The sequence below is a fragment of the Mesorhizobium sp. WSM4989 genome (assembly GCF_029625795.1).
Taxonomy (GTDB): Bacteria; Pseudomonadota; Alphaproteobacteria; order Rhizobiales; family Rhizobiaceae; genus Mesorhizobium.
Genome location: NZ_JARTVN010000001.1, coordinates 2,136,432 through 2,158,578 on the forward strand (window position 1 = coordinate 2,136,432; position 22,147 = coordinate 2,158,578).

At 64.2% G+C, this 22,147-nt stretch carries 24 protein-coding genes; 18 read left to right on the forward strand and 6 right to left on the reverse strand.

What is annotated here, in order from left to right:
• Positions 1–3: 3 nt before the first annotated feature.
• Both P9217_RS10255 and hslV read right to left on the reverse strand, forming a co-directional pair.
• Positions 4–528, reverse strand: coding sequence for a GNAT family N-acetyltransferase (locus tag P9217_RS10255; protein ID WP_067324669.1), 525 nt, complete (start codon positions 526–528; stop codon positions 4–6).
• A 49-nt stretch (positions 529–577) separates the two neighbouring features.
• The gene (gene hslV, locus P9217_RS10260; protein ID WP_067002895.1) at positions 578–1,129 is read right to left on the reverse strand and encodes an ATP-dependent protease subunit HslV; all 552 of its coding nucleotides are present in this window, start codon (positions 1,127–1,129) and stop codon (positions 578–580) included.
• Between the two features lie 203 nt (positions 1,130–1,332).
• Between hslV and hisB the strand changes: the two genes are divergently transcribed.
• The 9 genes from hisB (at position 1,333) to coaA (ending at position 7,106) form a co-directional block, all read left to right on the forward strand.
• The gene (hisB, locus tag P9217_RS10265) at positions 1,333–1,932 is read left to right on the forward strand and encodes an imidazoleglycerol-phosphate dehydratase HisB (protein ID WP_095825521.1); all 600 of its coding nucleotides are present in this window, start codon (positions 1,333–1,335) and stop codon (positions 1,930–1,932) included.
• Between the two features lie 4 nt (positions 1,933–1,936).
• The gene (locus P9217_RS10270; RefSeq protein ID WP_127216636.1) at positions 1,937–2,410 is read left to right on the forward strand and encodes a DUF2628 domain-containing protein; all 474 of its coding nucleotides are present in this window, start codon (positions 1,937–1,939) and stop codon (positions 2,408–2,410) included.
• A 1-nt stretch (position 2,411) separates the two neighbouring features.
• A complete protein-coding gene (hisH, locus tag P9217_RS10275; protein WP_095827266.1) occupies positions 2,412–3,062 on the forward strand; it encodes an imidazole glycerol phosphate synthase subunit HisH in 651 nt (216 codons plus the stop codon).
• A complete protein-coding gene (locus tag P9217_RS10280) occupies positions 3,063–3,359 on the forward strand; it encodes a DUF1330 domain-containing protein (RefSeq protein ID WP_067323883.1) in 297 nt (98 codons plus the stop codon). It abuts the gene before it with no gap.
• Positions 3,356–4,102, forward strand: a complete 747-nt coding sequence (hisA, locus tag P9217_RS10285) for a 1-(5-phosphoribosyl)-5-[(5-phosphoribosylamino)methylideneamino]imidazole-4-carboxamide isomerase (protein WP_127239625.1) — start codon at positions 3,356–3,358, stop codon at positions 4,100–4,102. The genes P9217_RS10280 and hisA overlap by 4 nt, the downstream gene beginning before the upstream one ends.
• On the forward strand, positions 4,099–4,938 hold the full coding sequence (locus P9217_RS10290) for an arginase family protein (RefSeq protein ID WP_095799059.1): 840 nt from the start codon (positions 4,099–4,101) through the stop codon (positions 4,936–4,938). The genes hisA and P9217_RS10290 overlap by 4 nt, the downstream gene beginning before the upstream one ends.
• A complete protein-coding gene (gene hisF, locus P9217_RS10295) occupies positions 4,935–5,729 on the forward strand; it encodes an imidazole glycerol phosphate synthase subunit HisF (RefSeq protein ID WP_278086923.1) in 795 nt (264 codons plus the stop codon). Before P9217_RS10290 ends, hisF begins: the two co-directional genes overlap by 4 nt.
• 9 nt (positions 5,730–5,738) lie before the next feature.
• Entirely contained in the window at positions 5,739–6,062 is a 324-nt protein-coding gene (locus P9217_RS10300; protein WP_278052198.1) for a phosphoribosyl-ATP diphosphatase, read from the forward strand.
• Between the two features lie 84 nt (positions 6,063–6,146).
• Entirely contained in the window at positions 6,147–7,106 is a 960-nt protein-coding gene (coaA, locus tag P9217_RS10305) for a type I pantothenate kinase (RefSeq protein WP_067002907.1), read from the forward strand.
• Positions 7,107–7,220: 114 nt separating this feature from the next.
• Here the strand turns inward: coaA and P9217_RS10310 are convergent, their stop codons facing one another.
• The 4 genes from P9217_RS10310 to P9217_RS10325 all read right to left on the reverse strand — a co-directional run bounded on the left by P9217_RS10310 (position 7,221) and on the right by P9217_RS10325 (position 11,240).
• Positions 7,221–8,345: a phosphatase PAP2 family protein gene (locus tag P9217_RS10310; protein ID WP_067323875.1), complete on the reverse strand. Its 1,125-nt coding sequence runs from the start codon at positions 8,343–8,345 to the stop codon at positions 7,221–7,223.
• A 58-nt stretch (positions 8,346–8,403) separates the two neighbouring features.
• Positions 8,404–9,024, reverse strand: coding sequence for an alpha-ketoglutarate-dependent dioxygenase AlkB (locus P9217_RS10315; protein WP_067324667.1), 621 nt, complete (start codon positions 9,022–9,024; stop codon positions 8,404–8,406).
• An 86-nt stretch (positions 9,025–9,110) separates the two neighbouring features.
• Complete coding sequence (gene arfB, locus P9217_RS10320) at positions 9,111–9,548, reverse strand: alternative ribosome rescue aminoacyl-tRNA hydrolase ArfB (protein ID WP_067002912.1); 438 nt, start codon at positions 9,546–9,548, stop codon at positions 9,111–9,113.
• A gap of 81 nt (positions 9,549–9,629) precedes the next feature.
• Entirely contained in the window at positions 9,630–11,240 is a 1,611-nt protein-coding gene (locus P9217_RS10325; protein ID WP_278086075.1) for a phosphoenolpyruvate carboxykinase, read from the reverse strand.
• 341 nt (positions 11,241–11,581) lie between these two features.
• On the opposite strand from P9217_RS10325, the gene P9217_RS10330 reads away from it, so the two are divergent.
• The 9 genes from P9217_RS10330 to P9217_RS10370 all read left to right on the forward strand — a co-directional run bounded on the left by P9217_RS10330 (position 11,582) and on the right by P9217_RS10370 (position 22,123).
• Positions 11,582–12,283 (forward strand): response regulator transcription factor, encoded by a 702-nt coding sequence (locus tag P9217_RS10330; RefSeq protein WP_006201274.1) that lies wholly within the window; start codon positions 11,582–11,584, stop codon positions 12,281–12,283.
• Positions 12,284–12,399: 116 nt separating this feature from the next.
• Positions 12,400–14,184: a sensor histidine kinase gene (locus P9217_RS10335; RefSeq protein WP_278086074.1), complete on the forward strand. Its 1,785-nt coding sequence runs from the start codon at positions 12,400–12,402 to the stop codon at positions 14,182–14,184.
• Positions 14,185–14,209: 25 nt separating this feature from the next.
• Complete coding sequence (locus P9217_RS10340; protein ID WP_278086073.1) at positions 14,210–14,671, forward strand: HPr kinase/phosphorylase; 462 nt, start codon at positions 14,210–14,212, stop codon at positions 14,669–14,671.
• Between the two features lie 165 nt (positions 14,672–14,836).
• Positions 14,837–15,238: a PTS sugar transporter subunit IIA gene (locus P9217_RS10345; protein WP_067002921.1), complete on the forward strand. Its 402-nt coding sequence runs from the start codon at positions 14,837–14,839 to the stop codon at positions 15,236–15,238.
• Positions 15,235–15,531: an HPr family phosphocarrier protein gene (locus tag P9217_RS10350; protein ID WP_067323867.1), complete on the forward strand. Its 297-nt coding sequence runs from the start codon at positions 15,235–15,237 to the stop codon at positions 15,529–15,531. The genes P9217_RS10345 and P9217_RS10350 overlap by 4 nt, the downstream gene beginning before the upstream one ends.
• Positions 15,532–15,702: 171 nt before the next feature.
• A complete protein-coding gene (gene ahcY, locus P9217_RS10355; RefSeq protein WP_127239634.1) occupies positions 15,703–17,103 on the forward strand; it encodes an adenosylhomocysteinase in 1,401 nt (466 codons plus the stop codon).
• A 188-nt stretch (positions 17,104–17,291) separates the two neighbouring features.
• The gene (locus P9217_RS10360; RefSeq protein ID WP_278086072.1) at positions 17,292–19,847 is read left to right on the forward strand and encodes a PAS domain-containing sensor histidine kinase; all 2,556 of its coding nucleotides are present in this window, start codon (positions 17,292–17,294) and stop codon (positions 19,845–19,847) included.
• A 6-nt stretch (positions 19,848–19,853) separates the two neighbouring features.
• On the forward strand, positions 19,854–21,365 hold the full coding sequence (gene tsaE / locus P9217_RS10365; RefSeq protein ID WP_127239636.1) for a tRNA (adenosine(37)-N6)-threonylcarbamoyltransferase complex ATPase subunit type 1 TsaE: 1,512 nt from the start codon (positions 19,854–19,856) through the stop codon (positions 21,363–21,365).
• A complete protein-coding gene (locus tag P9217_RS10370; RefSeq protein WP_095799049.1) occupies positions 21,362–22,123 on the forward strand; it encodes a nucleotidyltransferase family protein in 762 nt (253 codons plus the stop codon). The genes tsaE and P9217_RS10370 overlap by 4 nt, the downstream gene beginning before the upstream one ends.
• The last annotated feature ends 24 nt before the right edge of the window (positions 22,124–22,147 follow it).

The following is a 22,147-nucleotide window of genomic DNA, read 5'->3' on the forward strand; positions in this document are numbered from 1 at the left end:
TGATCAGTCCCCCTCTTGTTGGTCGATTTCGGCCGCATCGACGGCCATCAGCACGACGTCCCCATATTCCGAATGCCTGCGGCCGATCGGCCTGAAGCCGGCCTTTTCATAGGCGCGGATGGCGCGGCCATTGCCGGGATGCGGATCGATGACGACGCGCGGCGCGCCTTCCTCGAACAGTTCCGCGACGAACTGGCGGACGATGGCCGAGCCGTGGCCGATGCCGACCAGGTCCGGCGGCCCGATCGACAGATCGATACCCAGCGTGCCGAATGGCTGGTCGGCGTAAGGATGGTTGTCCTCGAGATGCGGATCGTAGCTCTGCAGATAGGCGATCGGCTTGCCGCCCAATTCGACGATCAGCGGCTCCACCGAAACCGACCCGATATGCTCGCGTATCTCGGCGATCTCCTTTTCCGGATCGCCCCACCATTCGGCGATATGCGGCTCGGCAAGCCAGCGGGCGATCATCGGCAGATCCTTTTGGGTGACCGGCCGAAAATCGTAGCTGTCTTCCTGTTCGACCATGATCTGTTCCAGAAGCCGATTCCCATTTTTCGGGATCATGGCCGGCCGCCTAGGCGGCATCGAGCGTTTCGACGACGAAGCTGCTGTTGGTGTAGACGCAGATATCGGCGGCGATCTGCATCGCCCTGCGGGCGATCTCCTCGGCGTCCTTGTCGGTGTCCATCAGCGCGCGGGCGGCGGCGAGCGCGTAGTTGCCGCCGGAGCCGATGGCCATGACGCCATGTTCTGGCTCGAGCACGTCACCGGTGCCGGTCAGCGCCAGCGAGACCGACTTGTCGGCGACCAGCATCATCGCTTCCAGGCGGCGCAGATAGCGGTCGGTGCGCCAGTCCTTGGCGAGCTCGACGCAGGCGCGGGTCAGTTGGTCAGGATATTGTTCGAGCTTGGCTTCGAGGCGTTCGAGGAGGGTGAAGGCGTCGGCGGTGGCGCCGGCAAAACCGGCAATGACACTGCCGCCCTTGCCGATGCGGCGCACCTTGCGGGCGTTGCCCTTCATGATGGTCTGGCCAAGACTGACCTGGCCGTCGCCGGCGATGACAACCTTGCTGCCCTTGCGCACGGTGACGATGGTCGTGGCGTGCATGGTCAGTTCATTCGACATTTCCTGCTCCGAGTCGCGCTATCCCTCAAAGGCGATTGGCGCGGTACGAGTGACTTTGATCGGCCATATGTATGCATAGGGCGAGTGATTGCAAACCGTCCGCGGCAAGGCCGATACAGTCCGGAATGGCAACTGGCAATCGCCGGATCATGCTGATAGAAGGCTCTCGTTTTCAAGCCCGCGCCTCTGAACAGGACAGACTGATGCCGCCCCGTTCCGCAGAAATCAGCCGCAAGACCAAGGAAACCGAGATTTCCGTATCGGTCCATGTCGACGGCACGGGTAAATCCGACATTTCGACGGGTGTCGGCTTCTTCGACCACATGCTCGATCAGCTGTCGCGCCATTCGCTGATCGACATGACGATCGAGGCCAAAGGCGATCTTCACATCGACGACCATCACACGGTCGAGGATACCGGCATTGCCATCGGCCAGGCGCTGAGCAAGGCTTTGGGGGAGCGGCGCGGCATCATGCGCTATGCCTCGATCGAGCTCGCTATGGACGAGACGCTGACCCGGGCGGCGATCGACGTTTCCGGCAGGCCGTTCCTGGTCTGGAACGTTTCCTTCTCGTCGCCGAAGATCGGCACATTCGACACCGAGCTGGTGCGCGAATTCTTCCAGGCGCTGGCGCAGAATGCCGGCATAACGCTGCATGTGACCAACCACTACGGCGCCAATAACCATCATATTGCGGAAACCTGCTTCAAGGCCGTGGCCAGGGCGCTGCGCGTGGCGCTGGAGCCTGACCCGCGCCAGCCCGATGCGGTGCCGTCCACCAAGGGATCCCTGAAAGGATAACCCTATGGCCATCTATGTCGTGATGGAGCCGCCTGCGGGGGGCAACGAGGAGGACGCCGCCCTGGTGCGCGACAGCTTCACCTGGCTCGGCTTCCTGTTCTCGCCGATCTGGCTCGCCTGGCACCGCCTCTGGATCGAGGCCCTGCTCACCTTCGCGGCCATGGCCGCGTTGTCCATGCTCGGCGAGAAACTAAGGCTTGAATGGGCTGGATCGGCGCTCTCGCTGCTGGTGTCGCTCTATATCGGCTTCGAAGGCCAAGCCCTGCGGATCGCGGCGCTCCGCCGCCGCGGCTGGCGGGAATGGGGCGTCGTCGAGGCCGGCAGGCTCGGCGATGCCGAGGTCCGTCACGCGCTCGAAGCCAGCGAGCGCACGCAGGAACAGGCGCCGATGCCGCACATCGTGCCCGACACCAACCTGGCGCGGCCTGCGCAGACGGGCATGGCGCTGGGGCTGACCCATACGCCGGGAAGGCCCTGACATGCGGGTAGCGATCATCGACTATGGGTCGGGCAATCTGCGCTCGGCCACCAAGGCCTTCGAGCGCGCCGCGCATGAGGCGGGCATCGCCGCGACCATCGATCTCACGGCCGACGCCGAGCGGGTGCGCAGCGCCGACCGCATCGTCCTGCCGGGCGTCGGCGCCTATGCAGACTGCGCGGCCGGCCTGCATGCCGTCACCGGCATGTGGGAAGCGGTGGAAGAGGCGGCGCTTCGCAAAGGGCGACCGTTCCTCGGCATCTGCGTCGGCATGCAATTGATGTCGGAACGCGGGCTGGAAAAGACCGTCACCGAGGGTTTTGGCTGGATTGCCGGCGACGTCAAGGAAATCACGCCGAAGGATCCGGCACTGAAGATCCCGCAGATCGGCTGGAACACGATCGAGCTCGCGCGCAAGCATCCGCTGTTTTCGGGCATCGAGACCGGTCCGAAAGGGCTGCACGCCTATTTCGTCCATTCCTACCACCTGGAGGCGAGGAACCCGGCCGAGGTGCTGGCGACGGCCGACTATGGCGGGCCGGTGACGGCGGCCGTTGCCCGCGACAACTTTGCCGGCACGCAGTTCCATCCCGAGAAAAGCCAGGCGCTCGGCCTGGCGCTGATCACCAATTTCCTGAATTGGAGGCCCTGAATGACCAAGAAGGGCTACTGGATCGCCATGATCGATGTCCGCGACCCGGACACCTACAAGAAATACATCGAGGCCAACGCGAAGGCCTTCGCCAAATTTGGCGCGAAGTTTGCTGTTCGGGCCGGCCGCCATACCGACCCGGAGGGAGCAACGGGAAACCGCCATGTCGTGGTGGAGTTCGATTCTTACGACAGGGCGCTCGCCTGCTATCAGTCGCCCGAGTACCAGGAAGCCTTGAAATTCCGGCTGGCGGCATCGACCGGCCACTTCGCCATCGTCGAGGGCGCCTGGTCGTGATCCTGTTTCCGGCAATAGACCTCAAGGACGGCAAATGCGTGCGCCTGAAGCACGGCGACATGGCGACCGCCACCATCTACAACGATGACCCGGCGGCCCAGGCACGAGCCTTCGAAGAGCAAGGCTTCGAATGGCTGCACGTCGTCGACCTCAACGGCGCCTTCAAGGGCCAGAGCGTCAATTCCGCCGCGGTCGGCGCCATCCTCGAGGCGACGAAGAACCCGGTGCAGCTCGGCGGGGGCATCCGCACGCTGGCGCAGATCGAGGACTGGCTGGACCGCGGGCTGGCGCGAGTCATCCTCGGGACCGTGGCGGTGCGGGAGCCCGAACTGGTGAAGGAGGCATGCAGGACCTTTCCCGGCAAGGTAGCAGTCGGCATCGACGCCAAGGGCGGCAAGGTGGCGGTCGAGGGCTGGGCCGAAGCCTCGGAACTCGGCGTCATCGAATTGGCGAGGAAGTTCGAAGGTGCGGGCGTGGCCGCCATCATTTACACCGACATCGACCGCGACGGCGTGCTCTCCGGCATCAACTGGGATGCCACCATCGACCTTGCCGAGGCGGTGTCGATCCCGGTGATCGCTTCCGGCGGATTGGCCTCCATCGCCGACATCGTGCGCATGACCATGCCCGATGCGAAGCGCCTGGAGGGTGCGATCTCCGGTCGCGCGCTCTATGACGGGCGCATCGACCCGGCGGAGGCGCTCGCCATCCTGCGCGGCAACCACGCGGAGGCACGAGCGTGAACATCTCGATCATCCTGGCGTCCTATGACAGCGGCCACTTTCACGGCCGCTGTGGCCAAGGCCCCGATGCGCTGATCTCCGGCGGGCTGGCCGAGGCGCTGAAGCTTGCCGGTCACGACGTCGAGGTGCGCGACATCGGCAAGGTCGTCGAGGACGAGCAGGAGCGCGAGATCGGCACGGGATTTGCCGTCTGCAACGTCGTTTCGGGCGAGGTTCGCATCGCGCTGGACAATGGGCGCTTTCCCATCGTTCTGGCCGGCAATTGCCTGACCAGCGCGGGCGCGGTGGCCGGTGAAGGCGCGGACGCCATCATCTGGGCCGACCAGCATGGCGACCTCAACACGCCGGAAACCTCCACCTCCGGCTTTCTCGACGGCATGGCGCTGGCAACGGCGCTTGGATTGTGCTGGCGGCGCATGGCGGCGCAGATTCCCGGCTTCAAGCCGATCGAGCCGGCCCGCTGTGTCCTGGTCAACGCACGCGACCTCGATACGGCCGAGAAAGAGCTTTTGGAGAAGCTGCCGATCATTCGCACCGAGTGTCCGGACTGGGCAGCCGCCGCGGCGAAGCTGAAGGCCACGGGTGCCGAGCGCATTCATATGCATGTCGACCTCGACGTGCATGATCCGGAAAAGCTGCAGGCCAATCGTTACGCAACGCCTGGCGGCCCGGCGCCGGAGCAGGTCCGCACCGCGATGTGCGGCCTTGCCGGCCCGCTCAGCATCGCCGGACTTACCATTTCCGCCTACGATCCGGCGTTCGACCCGAAGGGCGAGGTGCCGCCGCAGGTCGGCGAGCTGGTGGTCGACCTTTTGTCGACCATGGAGGGGCGCTGATGCTGAAAGCCCGCGTCATTCCCTGTCTCGACGTCAAGAACGGCCGCGTGGTCAAGGGCGTCAATTTCGTCGACCTGGTCGATGCCGGCGATCCGGTCGAGGCGGCCAAGGCCTATGACGCGGCGGGCGCCGACGAGCTCTGCTTCCTCGACATCACCGCATCGTCCGACGATCGCGAGACGATCTTCGACGTGGTCGCCCGCACGGCCGAACAATGTTTCATGCCGCTCACCGTCGGCGGCGGCGTGCGCCAGGTGGCCGACATACGAAGGCTGCTTCTGGCCGGCGCCGACAAGGTATCGATCAACACGGCGGCGGTGAAGAACCCGGATTTCGTCGCGGAGGCTGCCGACAAGTTCGGCAACCAGTGCATCGTCGTCGCCATCGACGCCAAGAAAGTATCGGCTGCCGGCGAGGCCGACCGCTGGGAGATCTTCACGCATGGCGGGCGCGAGAAGACCGGCATCGACGCGGTCGAGTTCGCCAAGAAGATGGTCGATCGCGGCGCCGGCGAGATCCTGCTGACCTCGATGGACCGCGACGGCACCAAGGCCGGCTACGATATCGCGCTGACCCGCGCGATCGCCGATGCCGTGCGTGTGCCGGTCATCGCTTCGGGCGGCGTCGGCACGCTTGATCACATGGTGGAAGGCATCCGCGATGGCCATGCCGCCGCCGTGCTTGCCGCCTCGATCTTTCATTTCGGCACCTACACCATCGCCGAGGCCAAGGCGCATATGGCGGGCGCCGGCCTGCCGATGCGGCTGGACTCGACCGTTCATCGGACTTAAACCACTGCTATGGCTCAATTTTCGCTCGCCGAGCTGGAAACGATAATTCATCAGCGCGCCCATTCCGGTGATCCGGAGTCATGGACGGCGAAATTGTTCGCCAAGGGCATGGACAAGGCGGCGCAGAAGCTCGGCGAGGAAGCGGTCGAGGCTGTGATCGCCGCCATTCGCGGCGACCGGCAGGCCCTCGTTTCGGAAAGCGCCGATCTTCTATATCATTGGCTGGTCGTCCTCGCGATCGCGGGCATTCCGCTGCAGGACGTGCTGAAGGAGCTCGAGGGCCGCACCGGCCGCTCGGGCGTCGCTGAAAAGGCGTCCCGGCCCCGGGGCTGACCGCTAAAGACGGATAGAGCATGATGTCGTCCGAAAACCGCTCCACACTTTTCGGCATCATGCTCTAGGAGGGCAGGAGACTCGATGGACCAGCTTGCTCCGACCGAGAAATACTCCCCCTTTCGTTTCTTCTCGGCCGAGCAATGGTCGCAGTTCCGCGCCGACACGCCGCTCACGCTGACCGAGGACGAGATCGACCGGCTGCGTTCGCTCAATGACCCGGTCGACCTCGAAGAGGTCAAGCGCATCTACCTCTCGCTTTCCCGTCTGCTTTCGGCGCATGTCGAGGCGAGCCAGCTGCTGTTCAGGCAGCGCCAGGCCTTCTTCAACGCGCAGGACGTCGTCAAGACGCCGTTCATCATCGGCATCGCCGGCTCGGTCGCCGTCGGCAAATCGACCACCGCTCGCGTGCTTAAGGAATTGCTGGCGCGCTGGCCGTCGAGCCCGAAGGTCGATCTCATCACCACCGACGGCTTCCTCTTGCCGAACGAGATCCTGCGCCGCAACAATCTGATGGAGCGCAAGGGCTTTCCAGAAAGCTACGACGTCGGCGCCCTGCTCCGCTTCCTTTCCGGCATCAAGTCGGCGCAGCGCGATGTCCGGGCCCCGGTCTACTCGCACCTGACCTACGACGTCATTCCGGGCGAGTTCGTCACCATCGACAGGCCGGACATTTTGATCTTCGAAGGCATCAATGTTTTGCAGCCGGGCAAGCTGCCGAAGGACGGCAAGATCGTGCCGTTCCTGTCGGATTTCTTCGACTTCGCCATCTATATCGATGCCGACGAGAAGCTGATTCACCAGTGGTACACCCAGCGCTTCATGCGACTGCGCGAGACTGCCTTCCGCAACCCGGACTCCTTCTTCCACCGCTATTCGCAGCTGTCGGAGGATGCCGCCCGCGCCATCGCCGAGGGCCTGTGGAGCAACATCAACCTGAAGAATTTGCGCGAGAACATCCTGCCGACCAGGGCGCGCGCCGACCTCATCCTGCGCAAAGGCGCCAACCACCTGGTCGAAGAGGTGGCATTGCGGAAACTCTGATCGAATCCGGCGGACCGGCGCCTAAAGCGCATGGCCCTGGCGTCGATTCAGGCGACGCGCTTTCAAATTAGTCTTTGTTCTTAGTCGGCGGCAGCTTCGATAAGGAGCCGGGTCTCAGCAGACCGTAGCGGCCGCCACGGGACGGTTGACGGCTCCGATCGGCATGTTCGGCACGAGGCGACGGTCCGCGGGGATCAGCTTGCGAGCGACGATGTAAATCACAGACACGACGATGACGGCGACATAGCTGTCTATTGCATAGTGCCATGCCAGATAGACCGAGCTGACAGCAACAAAGGCCACGTAGAGCAGAGCGAAGGCGCCGAGGAGGCGGCTGTATTCGCGCACGAACAATGCATTGAGCATTGCAAGGCCGACGTGAACGCTGGGAAACGCCGAGATACCCGTGGCAAAACCGGTCTGCTTGGCCTCATACAGCGACCATAGATACTGCTGGTAGGCGGCCGCGGAGTTGCTTGACCCAGCCCCGCGGGCCAGGAATGCAAGCTGTTCACCAAATCGCGCCGTGTCTCCCGTGACCGCGCCGTAAAATGCCGGACCCGCCGAGAGGAACAGCGCCGCCAGGATGTTCCCGACCAGGATCCAGACTGCCATAAAGCAGGCGAGATAGCGCGTTCGGACCGATGCCACCATGGGCGATGTGGCGACGAAGAACAAGCCGACGAAATTCAGCAGAAACCAGAAGACGTTGTAGTTCCATTCTATTATGGCGCGCACCAGATCACTTTCGGCCACGGAGTAGAGCCAGCGCCACGGATCGGCGCCCAAATGGAGGAAAGCGTCGATGTCCGCGTGCAGGACATCGAATTGAAAACCGCCTTGCCAGGCCGACATTCCGTTTTTCACGGAAGTGAAATTGCCCTGAAAGATCATGAGCGCCATCAGAAGGCACAATCCCGATAGCGAATATGCCAACCGCCCGGTCGAAAACACTCTTTTCGCAACCAAACGTCGCCGGGAATTGAAGCGATGCATAATGAGAATTGCGTCGGCAAGGATTGCTATTGTGGGCAGTGCGAAGCCGTTGAGGGAGATCCAGGACCCGAAATATATCGAGAACGCGAGGCGGTCGGCCGCGCCAATCGCGTTCAGAAAGATCAGCCCGGCCAAAACATAAATGACGATGGCCAGATAGAGGCCCGAATCCCTCCGAACGAGTTGGGCTGCCTCCGTGACGATTGCCCACAGGCCGCGGAGGACCGAATAGCTTTGCGTCATTGCCGAGCCCCAAGCTGCAATAGCTGCCCGTCTTTATGAGGAAAACTTCTAGATTTCGTTAGCTTGCGGGCACCGTTACCCGCCGCAGCGTCAGATTGATACGGCCGCCACTCCTCAACAGCGCCGAGGTCGCTGGGTAGATGCGGTCGACGCCGTGGAAACAGAGGCGTCCCTCCCCGCCAAGCACGACGACATCGCCGCTCTTCAGCCTGAACGACTTGGTGCCGCCTTCGCGCGTGGTGTGACCGACCCGAAACAGGCAGTCGTCGCCGAGCGACACCGAAACGACGGGTGCTGCGAAATCCTGCTCGTCGCGGTCCTGGTGCAGACCCATCTTGGCCTCGCTCGAATAGAAATTGACGAGGCAGGCTTCCGGCGCGTGCGAATAGGCCGACACCTCGCACCACACTTTTATCAGGGCTTCGGGGATCGGCGGCCAGGGCTCGCCTGTCACCGGGTGCATCGGCTGGTAGCGATAGCCGCGCTCGCGGTCGGTCACCCAACCGAGCGTCCCGCAATTGGTCATGCGCACGCTCATTTCCTTGCCTGTGCGCGGCATGGCAGGCACGTAAAGCGGCGCCGCCTGCACGACGCGCCTGATCTCCTCGACCAGCGCTTCCTGCTCCGTGCGCGACAGATAGCCCGGCATATGGCGAACGCCCTTGGGCAGAACGAGCATGGGATTCGATCCGATCAGTCCGTCCGAGCATGCCACCGGCAGAACGGCTTCGCGACCCGAAAGCGGCCGTCGTCGGATCTCGGCCCCTAGTCGCTTTCGACCCGGCCGCGCAGCTTCTTCACCGTCGAGCGCCCGGCCTTGGTCTTGAGGCGCCGCTCGACGGCGCCCTTCGAAGGCTTCGTCTTCTTGCGCGGCGGCGGCGGCGGCTCGGCCGCCTTGGCGACCAGTGCCGTCAACCTGGCTCGCGCGTCGGCGCGATTCTGTTCCTGAGTGCGGAAGCGCCCGGCCTCGATGACGATGACGCCATCCTTGGTTGCGCGCTGGCCGGCGAGCTTGATGGCGCGCTCCCGCACCCGCTCCGACAGGCCCGGCGCATTGGCGGCGTCGAAGCGCAGCTGGACGGCGGTCGCTACCTTGTTGACGTTCTGGCCGCCCGGGCCGGAAGAGCGGATGAAATCCTCGTGCAGGTCGTCCGGATGGATGACCGCGTCACTGGCGATGATGATCCTGTCGTCGGCATTCATGCGCACAGTCATGGCGCGGCGGCGGGAAAAAGAAAAGGCCCGGCCAAAGCCGGGCCCTGGAGGAAGATGTTGGAGCGGCAGCTATTCCGCCGCCTCCTGCAGGCGCGGCGCGGCGCCGCGGATGGCCGCGTCGACATGTGTTTCGAATTTCTCGAAGTTGGCGGCGAACATGTTGACCAGCTTGGAGGCCTGCCGGTCATAGCCCGCCTTGTCGGCCCAGGTCGAGCGCGGATCGAGAATGGCGCCGTCGACGCCCGGCACCGCCACCGGGACCTCGAAGCCGAAATTGGCATCGGTGCGGAATTCGGCGGCATTGAGCGAGCCGTCGAGCGCCGCGCCGAGCAGGGCGCGCGTCACCTTGATCGGCATGCGACGGCCGGTACCATAGGCGCCGCCGGTCCAGCCGGTGTTGACCAGCCAGCAATCGACGCCATGGCCGGCGATCAGCTCGCGCAGCAGATTGCCGTATTCTGACGGATGGCGCGGCATGAAGGGCGCGCCGAAGCAGGTCGAGAAGGTCGCCTCGGGTTCAGTTATGCCCTTTTCGGTTCCGGCGACCTTGGCGGTATAGCCTGAAAGGAAGTGATACATCGCTTGCGCCGGCGTCAGCCGGGCGATCGGCGGCATGACGCCGAAGGCGTCGGCCGTCAGCATGATGATGTTCTTCGGATGGCCGGCGCGGCCGGTCCTCGAGGCATTGGGAATGTAGTCCAGCGGATAGGCGCAGCGCGTGTTCTCGGTGAGGCTGCCGTCGTCGAAGTCCGGCACGCGGGCGGCGTCGAGAATCACATTCTCCAGCACCGTCCCGAAGCGCTGCGTGGTGGCGAATATCTCGGGCTCCGCCTCGGCCGACAGCCTGATCGTCTTGGCGTAGCAGCCGCCTTCGAAGTTGAAGATGCCGTGCGGCCCCCAGCCGTGCTCGTCGTCGCCGATCAGCGTGCGCGATGGATCGGCCGACAGTGTCGTCTTGCCTGTGCCGGAAAGGCCGAAGAAGACGGCCACGTCGCCGGCGGGTCCTTCGTTGGCCGAGCAATGCATCGGCATGACGCCTTTTTGCGGCAGCAGGTAGTTCAGCACGGTGAATACCGATTTCTTCATCTCGCCGGCATAGGACGTGCCGCCGATCAGCACGATCTTGCGGGTGAGGTCGACCGCGATAACCGTCGCCGCGCGGGTGCCGTGGCGGGCCGGGTCGGCGCGGAAGGACGGCAGGTCGATGATCGTCATCTGCGGCACGAAGCGGTCGAGCTCGGCGGCTTGCGGGCGGATCAGGAGATTGCGGATGAACAGCGAGTGCCAGGCGAATTCCGTCACGACGCGAACCGGCAGCTGGAACTCGGCGTCGGCGCCGCCGACGAGATCCTGCACATAGAGATCCTTGGCCGCAGCATGGGCGCGGAAATCGGCGAGGAGCGTCTCGAACTGCGCCGGCGAGATCGCCTTGTTGTTTTCCCACCAGACATGCGGGGCGGTGCTGTCGTCACGCACGACGAACTTGTCCTTCGGCGAGCGTCCGGTGTGCTGGCCGGTCTCGGCAACCAGCGCGCCCTGCGCCGTCAATTTCGCCTCGCCGCGGCGGATCGCTTCCTCATAGAGCTCGGCAGCGCCGAAATTATATCGCACCGTGCCCGTGGTCCTCAGGCCGATCGCGTCAATGGCGCAGTCGGGGTTGCGTTTGCCGGCTTCCGACATCAAATTTCCTCTCCGGATTTTGGCCGCGTCTGACCGGTCATTGCCGGAACGCGCAAGGGACTAGGTAGGGTGAGAACCAGAAAAGGCGAATGATATCAAATCATTAATCGATTTAAAAATTTTGAAAGTTGTTTAAATCGTTTATATGTGCAAAAAATCACAGAGGTTGCCCAAAGGATTGGCAGGCTTCGTTCGTCCAATCCGGTTATGGGTGCGATCGTGTGTAGCGGCAGGCCGCCCGTGACTTCGGACAAGGCCCGTGCCACATTTTGTACCCAATTTGTCCTGCAAAAGCCCTTTCTCGACGACAGAAGGGACAGCTCATGAGGGAGCCGCTTGAAATGGCAACAATCGCGCTTGTCGACGACGACCGAAATATTTTGACTTCGGTGTCGATCGCGCTCGAATCCGAGGGCTACCGCGTCGAAACCTACACCGACGGCGCGTCGGCACTCGAAGGCCTGGCGGCGCGGCCGCCCAACCTCGCCATCCTCGACATCAAGATGCCGCGCATGGACGGCATGGAGCTGTTGCGCCGGATGCGGCAAAAATCCGACTTGCCGGTGATCTTCCTGACCTCGAAGGACGACGAGATCGACGAATTGTTCGGCCTCAAGATGGGGGCCGACGACTTCATCCGCAAACCGTTCTCGCAGCGCTTGCTCGTCGAGCGGGTGCGCGCGGTGCTGCGCCGCACCAGCGCCCGCGAGGCGGCCGCCAAGGCGCCCAGCCAGCAGGCGCGCTCGCTCGAGCGCGGCCAACTGGTGATGGACCAGGAGCGGCACACCTGCACCTGGAAGGGCGAGCCGGTGACGCTGACGGTAACCGAGTTCCTGATCCTGCATTCGCTTGCGCAGCGCCCCGGCGTGGTAAAAAGCCGTGATGCGCTGATGGACTCGGCCTATGATGAGCAGGTCTATGTCGACGACCGCACCATCGACAGCCACATCAAGCGGCTGCGCAAGAAGTTCAAGGCCGTCGATGACGACTTCGAGATGATCGAAACCCTTTACGGAGTCGGGTACCGGTTTCGGGAAGCTTGATATAGTGAATAGTCAATGGTGAATGGTGGATGGTGCGAGCGGCCCACTGGGCTCTATCTAATCGCCCCATTTTTCCATTCGCCATGCACCATTCACCGGACAGGGACTGCTAGTTGATGGCAGTGGAAGCAGAGCGAGGCAGGCGGGCGGGCGCGGCGAAGCGCCCGTCGCGTATCGTGCCTTCATTCCTGTCGAAGATCACGGTGCCGATGCGCCGCTTCCTCGGCCACCACATCTTCTCCAGCCTGACGCGGCGCATCCTGTTTCTCAACCTGGCCGGCCTTGCCGTGCTGGTCACGGGCATCCTCTACCTCAACACCTTCCGCGACGGGCTGATCGACGCCCGCGTCGAAAGCCTGATGACGCAAGGCGAGATCATCGCTGGCGCCATCGCGGCCTCGGCGACGGTCGAGACCGACTCGATCAGCATCGATCCGGAAAAGCTGCTCGAGCTGCAGGCCGGCGAAAGCCTGGGGCCAGGCTCGGACCAGCTCGACAATCTCGACTTCCCGATCAATCCCGAGCGCGTGGCGCCGGTGCTGCGGCGGCTGATCTCGCCGACCCGCACGCGCGCCCGCATCTACGACCGCGACGCGAACCTGCTGCTCGATTCGCGGCATCTCTATTCGCGCGGCCAGATCCTGCGCTACGACCTCCCGCCTGTCGACGACGAGCAGCCCGGCCTTTTGGAGCGCGTCGAGAAATTCGTCTTCGACTTCTTCCGCAACAAGGACCTGCCCGTCTATCACGAACAGCCCGGCGGCAATGGCGCGGCCTTCCCCGAAGTGGTCAAGGCGCTGACCGGCAGTCCCTCGACCATCGTGCGGGTAAGCGAGCAGGGCGAACAGATCGTCTCGGTAGCGGTGCCGATCCAGCGCTTCCGCGCCGTGCTCGGGGTCTTGATGCTGTCCACCGAAGGCGGCGACATCGACAAGATCGTCGCGGCCGAACGCAAGGCGATCCTGCGCGTGTTCGGCATCGCGGCGCTCGTCACGGCCATCCTCTCGCTGCTGTTGGCCTCCACGATCGCCAATCCGCTGCGGCGGCTGTCGGCTGCCGCCGTACGGGTGCGGCGCGGCGTCAAGAACCGCGAGGAGATCCCTGACTTCTCCGACCGTCAGGACGAGATCGGCAATCTGTCGATCGCGGTGCGCGACATGACAAACGCGCTCTATGCGCGCATCGAGGCGATCGAAAGCTTCGCTGCCGATGTCTCGCACGAGCTCAAGAATCCGCTGACCTCGCTGCGCAGCGCGGTCGAAACGCTGCCTCTGGCCAAGAACGACACCTCACGCGAGCGTTTGATGGAAATCATCCAGCACGACGTGAAGCGGCTCGACCGGCTGATCACCGACATTTCCGATGCCTCGCGGCTCGATGCCGAATTGGCGCGCGAGGATGCCTCGACGGTCGACCTGAAGAAGTTCATCACCGATCTTGTCGCGGTCTCGCGCGAGACGACGCGCAACAAGAAGTCGGTCGAGATCGAGCTCAAGGTCGCCAAGCTGCCGCAGGGCGTCAAAGCCTATGTCGTCGTCGGCCATGATCTGAGGATCGGCCAGGTCATCACCAACCTGATCGAGAACGCGCGTTCCTTCGTTCCCGAGGAACACGGCCATATCACCATCTCGCTGGCGCGCGCCGGCAAGTTCAACATCGTCACCGTCGACGACAACGGTCCGGGCATCAGAGCCGAAAAGATCGATCGCATCTTCGAGCGCTTCTATACCGACCGGCCCGCCGGTGAGGCCTTCGGCCAGAACTCCGGCCTGGGCCTGTCGATCAGCCGCCAGATCGTCGAAGCGCATGGCGGCACGCTGACGGCGGAAAACATCCCCGGCACCAAGCCGGGCGAGATCAAGGGCGCGCGCTTCGTGGTGACCCTGCCGGCCGAAGGCTGATCTCCGTTCCCAGACAGAAACGATCATGTCCGATCTTGCCGTGAAGCCCGAAAATATCCACGCAACGGCGATCCTGATCGGCGATCGCGGCGTCCTCATCACCGGGCCGTCCGGCGCCGGCAAGACGACGCTGGCGCTGACGCTCATCGATCATTGCCGGGTGCGCGGGCTGTTTTCGCGACTGATCGGCGACGACAGGCTGCTTGCCGCCCCGCGTCACGGGCGGCTGGTCTGCCGGGCGCCGGCCATCATCGCCGGTCTCGCCGAAGTGCCCGGCTTCATTCCGAGCCCGCTGCCGTTCGAGCCGGGCGGCGTGATCGACCTGCACGTCCGGCTGGTGCCGAAAGAGGAAATGGCCCGCTTCCAGGAAGAAATCAGCGAGCCGGTCGCGGGCTGCCTGGTGCCGCGCATCGATCTTGCGGAGCGCAATGTTGTCACAGGCGTGCCGGCCGTGATGGCGCGGCTGTCGATAGCGCCTTTTTCATGATCCGGGTCCGGATTTTTTGCTGCAATGCGTCAAAATGGACCGGGCCGTCGCAATTTTGGGCTTGTCAACCGGCCGTGCGTCGACAAGATAGCGCTCCCGCCGCCTGGAATGGTTGGCGAACATAAAATACGCCAGTAAAGCGGCGATGACGGGAGCCACCAAAGAATGATCGGACTCGTGCTCGTGACGCACGGTCAACTCGCCACCGAGTTCCGGCATGCCGTCGAACACGTGGTGGGGCCACAGGACAATTTCGAAACGGTCGCGATCGGCGCCGACGACGACATGGAGAAACGCCGGGCCGACATCGTCGACGCGGTGGCACGCGTCGACACCGGGGCCGGCGTCATCGTGCTCACCGACATGTTCGGCGGCACGCCTTCCAACCTCGCCATCTCGGTGATGGAATCGGGCCGCACCGAGGTCATCGCCGGCATGAACCTGCCGATGCTGATCAAGCTCTCCTCGGTCCGCAAGGGCGACAACATGGCCGCCGCGCTCGACGAGGCGCAGGCCGCAGGGCGCAAGTACATCAACGTCGCCAGCCAGCTTCTGAGCAGCAAATGAACGCCCATGCGCCGGAAAAAGACGAGGTTGTGCGTGAGTTCCCGATCGTCAACCAGCGCGGCCTGCATGCCCGCGCCTCGGCCAAGTTCGTCCAGGTCGCCAGCGGCTTCGACGCAACCATCCATGTCGAGAAGGACGGCGTGAAGGTCGGCGGCACCTCGATCATGGGCCTGATGATGCTGGCGGCAAGCCCCGGCTACTCGATCCGCGTCACCGCCACCGGTCCGCAAGCCGGTCCGGCCATGGACGCGCTGGAGCAATTGGTCGCCTCGCGCTTCGGCGAGGAAATCTGAAGGCCGCCGATCGCTGCTCGCATTGTCTCGAAAGACATGCACGAATAAAGATTTCTTTATATCCCATTGTCGTTTGGCAGCCGATCTGCTAGTCAGGCCGGCAATCCGCGCCCTCCATGCGCCGTCCCGGCGCCGGCGCGCTTTTGAAGACAATCACACCGGAGCACTGCCATGACGGGTAGCAAGGACTATGTGGTCGCCGACATTTCGCTTGCCGGCTGGGGCCGCAAGGAGATCGAGATCGCCGAAACCGAGATGCCGGGCCTGATGGCCTGCCGCGAGGAATTCGGCGACAAGAAGCCGCTCAAGGGCGCGCGCATCACCGGCTCGCTGCATATGACGATCCAGACCGCGGTGCTGATCGAGACGCTGAGAGCGCTGGGCGCCGATATACGCTGGGCCTCCTGCAACATCTTCTCCACCCAGGATCACGCCGCCGCGGCGATCGCCGAGGCCGGCATTCCGGTCTTCGCCATCAAGGGCGAGTCGCTGGAGGACTACTGGGATTACACCGACCGGATCTTCCAGTGGGCCGACGGCGGCACGTCCAACATGATCCTCGACGACGGCGGCGACGCCACCATGTACATCCTGCTCGGCGCGCGCGCCGAGGCGGGTGAGGACGTGCTGTCCAGTCCCGGCAGCGAAGAGGAAGAGATCCTGTTCGCCCAGATCAAGAAGCGCATGAAGGCTTCGCCGGGCTTCTTCGCCAAGCAGAAGGAAGCGATCCGCGGCGTCACCGAGGAGACGACCACCGGCGTCAACCGCCTCTACCAGCTGCAGAAGAAAGGCCTGCTGCCCTTCCCGGCGATCAACGTCAACGACTCCGTCACCAAGTCGAAGTTCGACAATAAATACGGCTGCAAGGAATCGCTGGTCGACGGCATCCGCCGCGGCACCGACACGATGATGGCCGGCAAGGTCGCGGTCGTCTGCGGCTATGGCGACGTCGGCAAGGGCTCGTCGGCCTCGCTGCGCGGCGCCGGCGCTCGCGTCAAGGTGACCGAGGTAGACCCGATCTGCGCGCTGCAGGCGGCGATGGACGGCTACGAAGTGGTCACGCTGGAAGACGCAGCCCCCACCGCCGACATCGTCATCACCACCACCGGCAACAAGGACGTCGTCACGCTCGACCATATGCGGGCGATGAAGGACATGGTGATCGTCGGCAACATCGGCCACTTCGACAACGAGATCCAGGTGGCGTCTCTGCGCAACCTGAAATGGACCAACGTCAAGCCGCAGGTGGACATGATCACCTTCCCGGACGGCAAGCGGATGATCCTTCTGTCCGAAGGCCGCCTGCTCAACCTGGGCAACGCCACGGGCCATCCGAGCTTCGTCATGTCGGCTTCGTTCACCAACCAGGTGCTGGCTCAGATCGAGCTCTTCACCAAGCACGGCCAGTACCAGAACCAGGTCTATGTGCTGCCCAAGCACCTCGATGAGAAGGTGGCGCGGCTGCATCTCGACAAGCTTGGCGCGCGCCTCACCGAGCTCTCTTCCGAGCAGGCGGCCTATATCGGCGTGACGCCGCAGGGCCCGTTCAAGCCTGAGCACTACCGCTATTAACCAAAACGAAAATATCTACAACATATTGAAGCCGGGTGTTGACTTTCTGCCCGGCTTCATTTTTTGCACCTGTGATTCTTCACGCCGATTCCGGCAGGCGTTATTGTTGTGATTCGCGGTCCGGGGACAGTTGGGCCGGGGACGCATTCAGGGCGGTCTTGCATTCAAGCGGCGAAGAGGACCAAGACATGCCGGGGGATAACCCGCCACGCGCGGGAAAGGCCGTTTCCGGCGGCCACGAGGATTCGATCACGACCGGCTCCGCCGCGGCGGGCGGAGCTCTCTCATGGCGTGCCGGCGCCCGTCTCGGCACGCTCCTTGCCACCGCCATGTCTGCCGCCCCATTGCTTAGCGTTGCGGCGCATGCCGATACCGGCGTGGCCGCGGCGGTCAGCACGGTCGAGGTGATGCAACTTGCGATGTTTGCCGGCGTCATGGGGGCAGCCCTTGTCTCGGCCATCTTCCTGATCCGCGAGCGGGCACGGACGGCGTCGCAAAATGTCCAGCTCAGGGCGCGAATCGCCGACGTCAACGCGGCCCTGCAGCGCTCCGAGGCGCTGCTCAATTTGCGCGACCAGCGCGTCGTCGTGTGGAGTTCCGAGATCAAGAAACCGGAGCTGATCGGCAGCCTGCCGCTCGAAAGCGGCGCACCGGACGAGCGGTCCGCCTTCCTCGCTTTCGGCCGCTGGCTGATGCCGCGCTCCGCCGCGGCGCTCGAGAACGCCATAGCGGCGCTGCGCGACCAAGCGAAAACTTTCGATCTCGTCATCGAAACGCAAGCGGGCATGCCGCTGGAGGTGCATGGCCGCAAGAGCGCCGCGCATGTCTTGGTCCGCTTCATATCGCTGTCGGAAAGGCTGCGCAGCCAGGCCCGGCTGAAGGTCGAGAATCAGCGGCTCAGCGCCGACTACGATACCATGCTCGGCTTGCTCGACGCGCTGAAGATGCCGACATGGCTGCGGGCGGCCGACGGGCGGCTGAAATGGGTCAACCGCGCCTATGCCGAGGCGGTCGAAGCGGAAAGCGCGGAGGCCGCCGTGCGCGAAGCCAAGGAGTTCCTCGGCGGACAGGCGCGCGAGCAGATTGCCGAACAGCACAAGTCGCGCCCCGTCTTCGAGCAGACATTGTCGACGGTCATCGAGGGTGATCGCCACATGTTTTCGGTCACCGACTTTGCGAGCGCCGACGGCTCGGCGGGGCTCGCCTGCGACATCAGCGCGATCGAGACGATCCGCGCCGAATATGAGCGCACCGTGCGCAGCCATGCCGACACGCTCGACCAGCTCAACACGGCGGTGGCGATCTTCGATACCGACGAAAACCTGCGCTTTTTCAACCAGGCATTCCAGAAACTGTGGGGCCTGGACGGCGGCTTTCTGCACAGCGCCCCCTCCAACGCGCTGCTGCTCGACCGGCTGCGCAGCGAAGGCAAGATCGCCGAACAGCCGGAATGGCGGCGCTGGAAGGAGAACCTGCTCGGCGCCTATCGCGCCGTCGAATCGCAGGAGCATTGGTGGCACCTGCCGGACGGCAAGACGATCCGCGTGGTGGCCAACCCGCAGCCCAAGGGCGGCGTCACCTGGGTGTTCGAGAATCTGACCGAGAAGATGGACCTCGAAAGCCGCTACCAGACCGCCGTGCGTGTGCAAGGCGAGACGCTGGACAATCTGGCGGAGGGCGTGGCGGTGTTCGGCCCGGACGGACGGCTGCGCCTGTCCAACCCCGCCTTTATCGCGCTGTGGGGGCTGGCGCCGGACGCGATCAAGGCTAACGTGCATGTCTCGGCGATCCGCGATCTTTGCGATCAACGCGCGGCAGACAGTCCGTGGGGCGGCTTCGTCGCCGCCATCACCGGCTTCGACGACGAACGCCGCGACCGCCACGGCCAGGCGGAACTCGTCAACGGCACGGTGCTGAGCTATGCCGTGATCCACCTGCCCAACGGGCAAGTGATGATGACCTTTGTCGACGTCACCGACACCGTCAATGTCGAGCGGGCGCTGAAGGACAGGAACGAGGCGCTGGAGAAGTCAGACCAGTTGAAGAACGAGTTCGTGCAGCACGTCTCCTACGAACTGCGCTCGCCGCTGACCAACATCATCGGCTTCACCGAACTGCTGTCGCTGCCGACGACGGGACCGCTGACGCCGAAGCAGCGCGAATATGTCGAGCATGTCGGCTCGTCGTCCTCGGTCCTGCTCACCATCGTCAACGACATACTGGATCTCGCGACGGTCGATGCCGGCATCATGCAGCTCGACATTTCCGAGATGAGCATCGACAGGACGATCGCTGCGGCCGCCGAGCTGGTCGCGGACCGGCTGGAGGAGCATCAGATCAAGCTCAAGGTCGACGCTGCATCGGCGCCGAAGAGCTTCCACGGCGACGAGATCCGGGTCCGCCAGATCCTCTACAATCTCTTGAGCAATGCCGCAAATTATGCGCCAGCGGCGAGCACGATCACGCTCGCTTGCCGTCAAATGGCAGACGGCGTCGAATTCTCGGTGCATGACGACGGGCCGGGCATGCCGCCGGACGTGCTGGAATCGGTCTTCCGACGCTTCGAGCCGCGCGCCAATGGCGGCCGCCGACGCGGCGCCGGGTTGGGACTGTCGATCGTCAAGAGCTTCGTCGAATTGCACGGCGGAACGGTGCGTATAGAGACCGGAGCGGACAAGGGCACGACCGTGATCTGCACCTTCCCGGAGACGCCCTCCGGCGGCATCCGCGAAGCGGCCGAGTAACGCGCTTTGGCAGAAACGGTGTTGGAACGATTTCTGGCCGACGAGGCGGCGACCGCGAGGCTTGGCGAAGACCTTGCCATGGCGCTGCGGGCTGGCGACGCGATTGCGCTGAAAGGCGATCTCGGCGCCGGCAAGTCGACGCTCGCCCGCGCGCTCATCCGGGCGCTTGCCGACGACGCCGGCCTCGAAGTGCCGAGCCCGACCTTCACGCTGGTGCAGAGCTACGAGACGCGGATACCCGTGCACCATTTCGACCTCTACCGCCTGTCCTCGCCGGACGAGCTCGACGAGCTCGGCCTCGACGACGCGCTGGCGCAGGGCGCGGCACTGATCGAATGGCCGGACCGAGCCGGCGACCAGCTGCCGGCAAATGCGCTCCAGGTCGAGCTTATCGAGCAGGGCGCGGGCCGGTCGGCAAGGATCTCCGGACAGGGAGCCGCCTTCGAGCGCGCGGCGCGCTCGCTGGCGATGCGTGATTTCCTGGCCTCGGCCGGCTGGGGCGAAGCGAGCCGCCGTCATTTCGTCGGCGACGCGTCCGCCCGTTCCTACGAGATCGCCTCGCTTCCCGGCGGGGCGCCGCGGGTGCTGATGAACTCGCCGCGCCTGGTGCTCGGACCGCCGGTGCGCGACGGCAAGCCTTACGCCGTGATCGCTCACACCGCACAGTCGGTCGCCGCCTTCGTCGCCATCGACCGGGCGCTTCTCGCCGCCGGCGTCAGCGTGCCGCTTATCCATGCGCAGGACCTCGATCAGGGCTTTCTGCTGCTCGAACATCTCGGCTCGGAAGGATTTTTGGGCGGCGACGGCCAGCCGATCGTCGAGCGCTATGAGGCAGCGGCGGAGCTGCTCGCCATGATGCATGGCAAGGCCTGGCCGGACCGCATGGAGGCCGCGCCGGGCGTATACCACGGCGTTCCGCCCTTTGACCGCGAGGCGATGCTGATCGAGGCCGACCTTCTGGTCGATTGGTATGTGCCGATGGTCACCGGCGAGCCGGCAAGCGATGCATTGCGGGCCGGCTATCATAACGCATGGAATGCGGTGCTCGACCGGCTCGAGGGCCAGGAATACACGCTGATGCTGCGCGACTTCCATTCGCCCAACATCATCTGGCGGGCAGAGCGTTCCGGCCTCGATCGGCTCGGCATCGTCGACGTGCAGGACGCGCTGATCGGCCCGGCGGCTTACGACGTCGCCTCTTTGGCCATGGATGCGCGTGTCACCGTCTCGACCGAGATCGAGCGGCGGACGGTCGAAGCCTATGTCGCGGCGCGGCGTTCGGCCGGCGCCTTCGACGAAGCCGGCTTCGCCGAGGCCTATGCGATCATGGCGGCGCAGCGCAATTCGAAGATCCTGGGCATCTTCGTGCGGCTCGAAAAGCGCGACGGCAAGCCCTACTATCTGAAGCACCTGCCGCGCATTCGCGACTATCTGAGGCGGGCGCTGGCGCACCCGGCGCTTGCCGGCCTGAAGGAATTTTACATGGCCCACGGCCTGCTCGAGGAGCGCTCGCCATGAAGCCGAAGACCGCGATGGTGCTTGCGGCCGGTCTCGGCAAGCGCATGCGGCCGATCACCGACACGATGCCGAAGCCGCTGGTGAAGATCGCCGGCAAGGCCTTGCTCGACTGGGGGTTGGACAGCCTGGAAGCCGCCGGCGTCGCCAGCGCCGTCGTCAACGTTCACTACCTGCCGGAGCAGATCATCGCCCATGTCGCCGGCCGCCGGGCGCCGAAGATCGACATTTCCGACGAGCGCGCGGGCCTGCTGGACTCGGCCGGCGGCATCGTCAAGGCGCTGCCGTTCCTGGGGGGCGAGCCTTTCTACATCATCAATGCCGATACGTTCTGGATCGACAGCGGCGAGCCCAGCCTCGAGCGCCTCGCCCTTGCATGGGACGCCGCTAGAATGGATATTCTGCTGATGCTCACCGATCTCGACTCAGCGATCGGACACTGCGTCGGCACCGACTTCCTCGTGGCGCCGGACGGCGCGCTGCACCGGTCCAAAGGCGACCCTGCCGGCTTGATTTATGCCGGTGCCGCGATCATCCATCCGCGCATCTTCAAGGATGCGCCCGAAGGCCCGCATTCGATCAACGCCTATTTCGACAAGGCAATCGCCGCCGGCCGCCTGTTCGGCATGAAGATGAGAGGCCGCTGGATCACCGTCGGGACGCCGGATGCCATTCCGGCGGCCGAAGCGGCGGTCACCGGCGCGCCCGCGACCGCATCGGCCCAAAAATCGGGTCCGATTTTTGGAAAGCACGATGCGTAGACTCAAAGAGTTAGATCGTCGTTT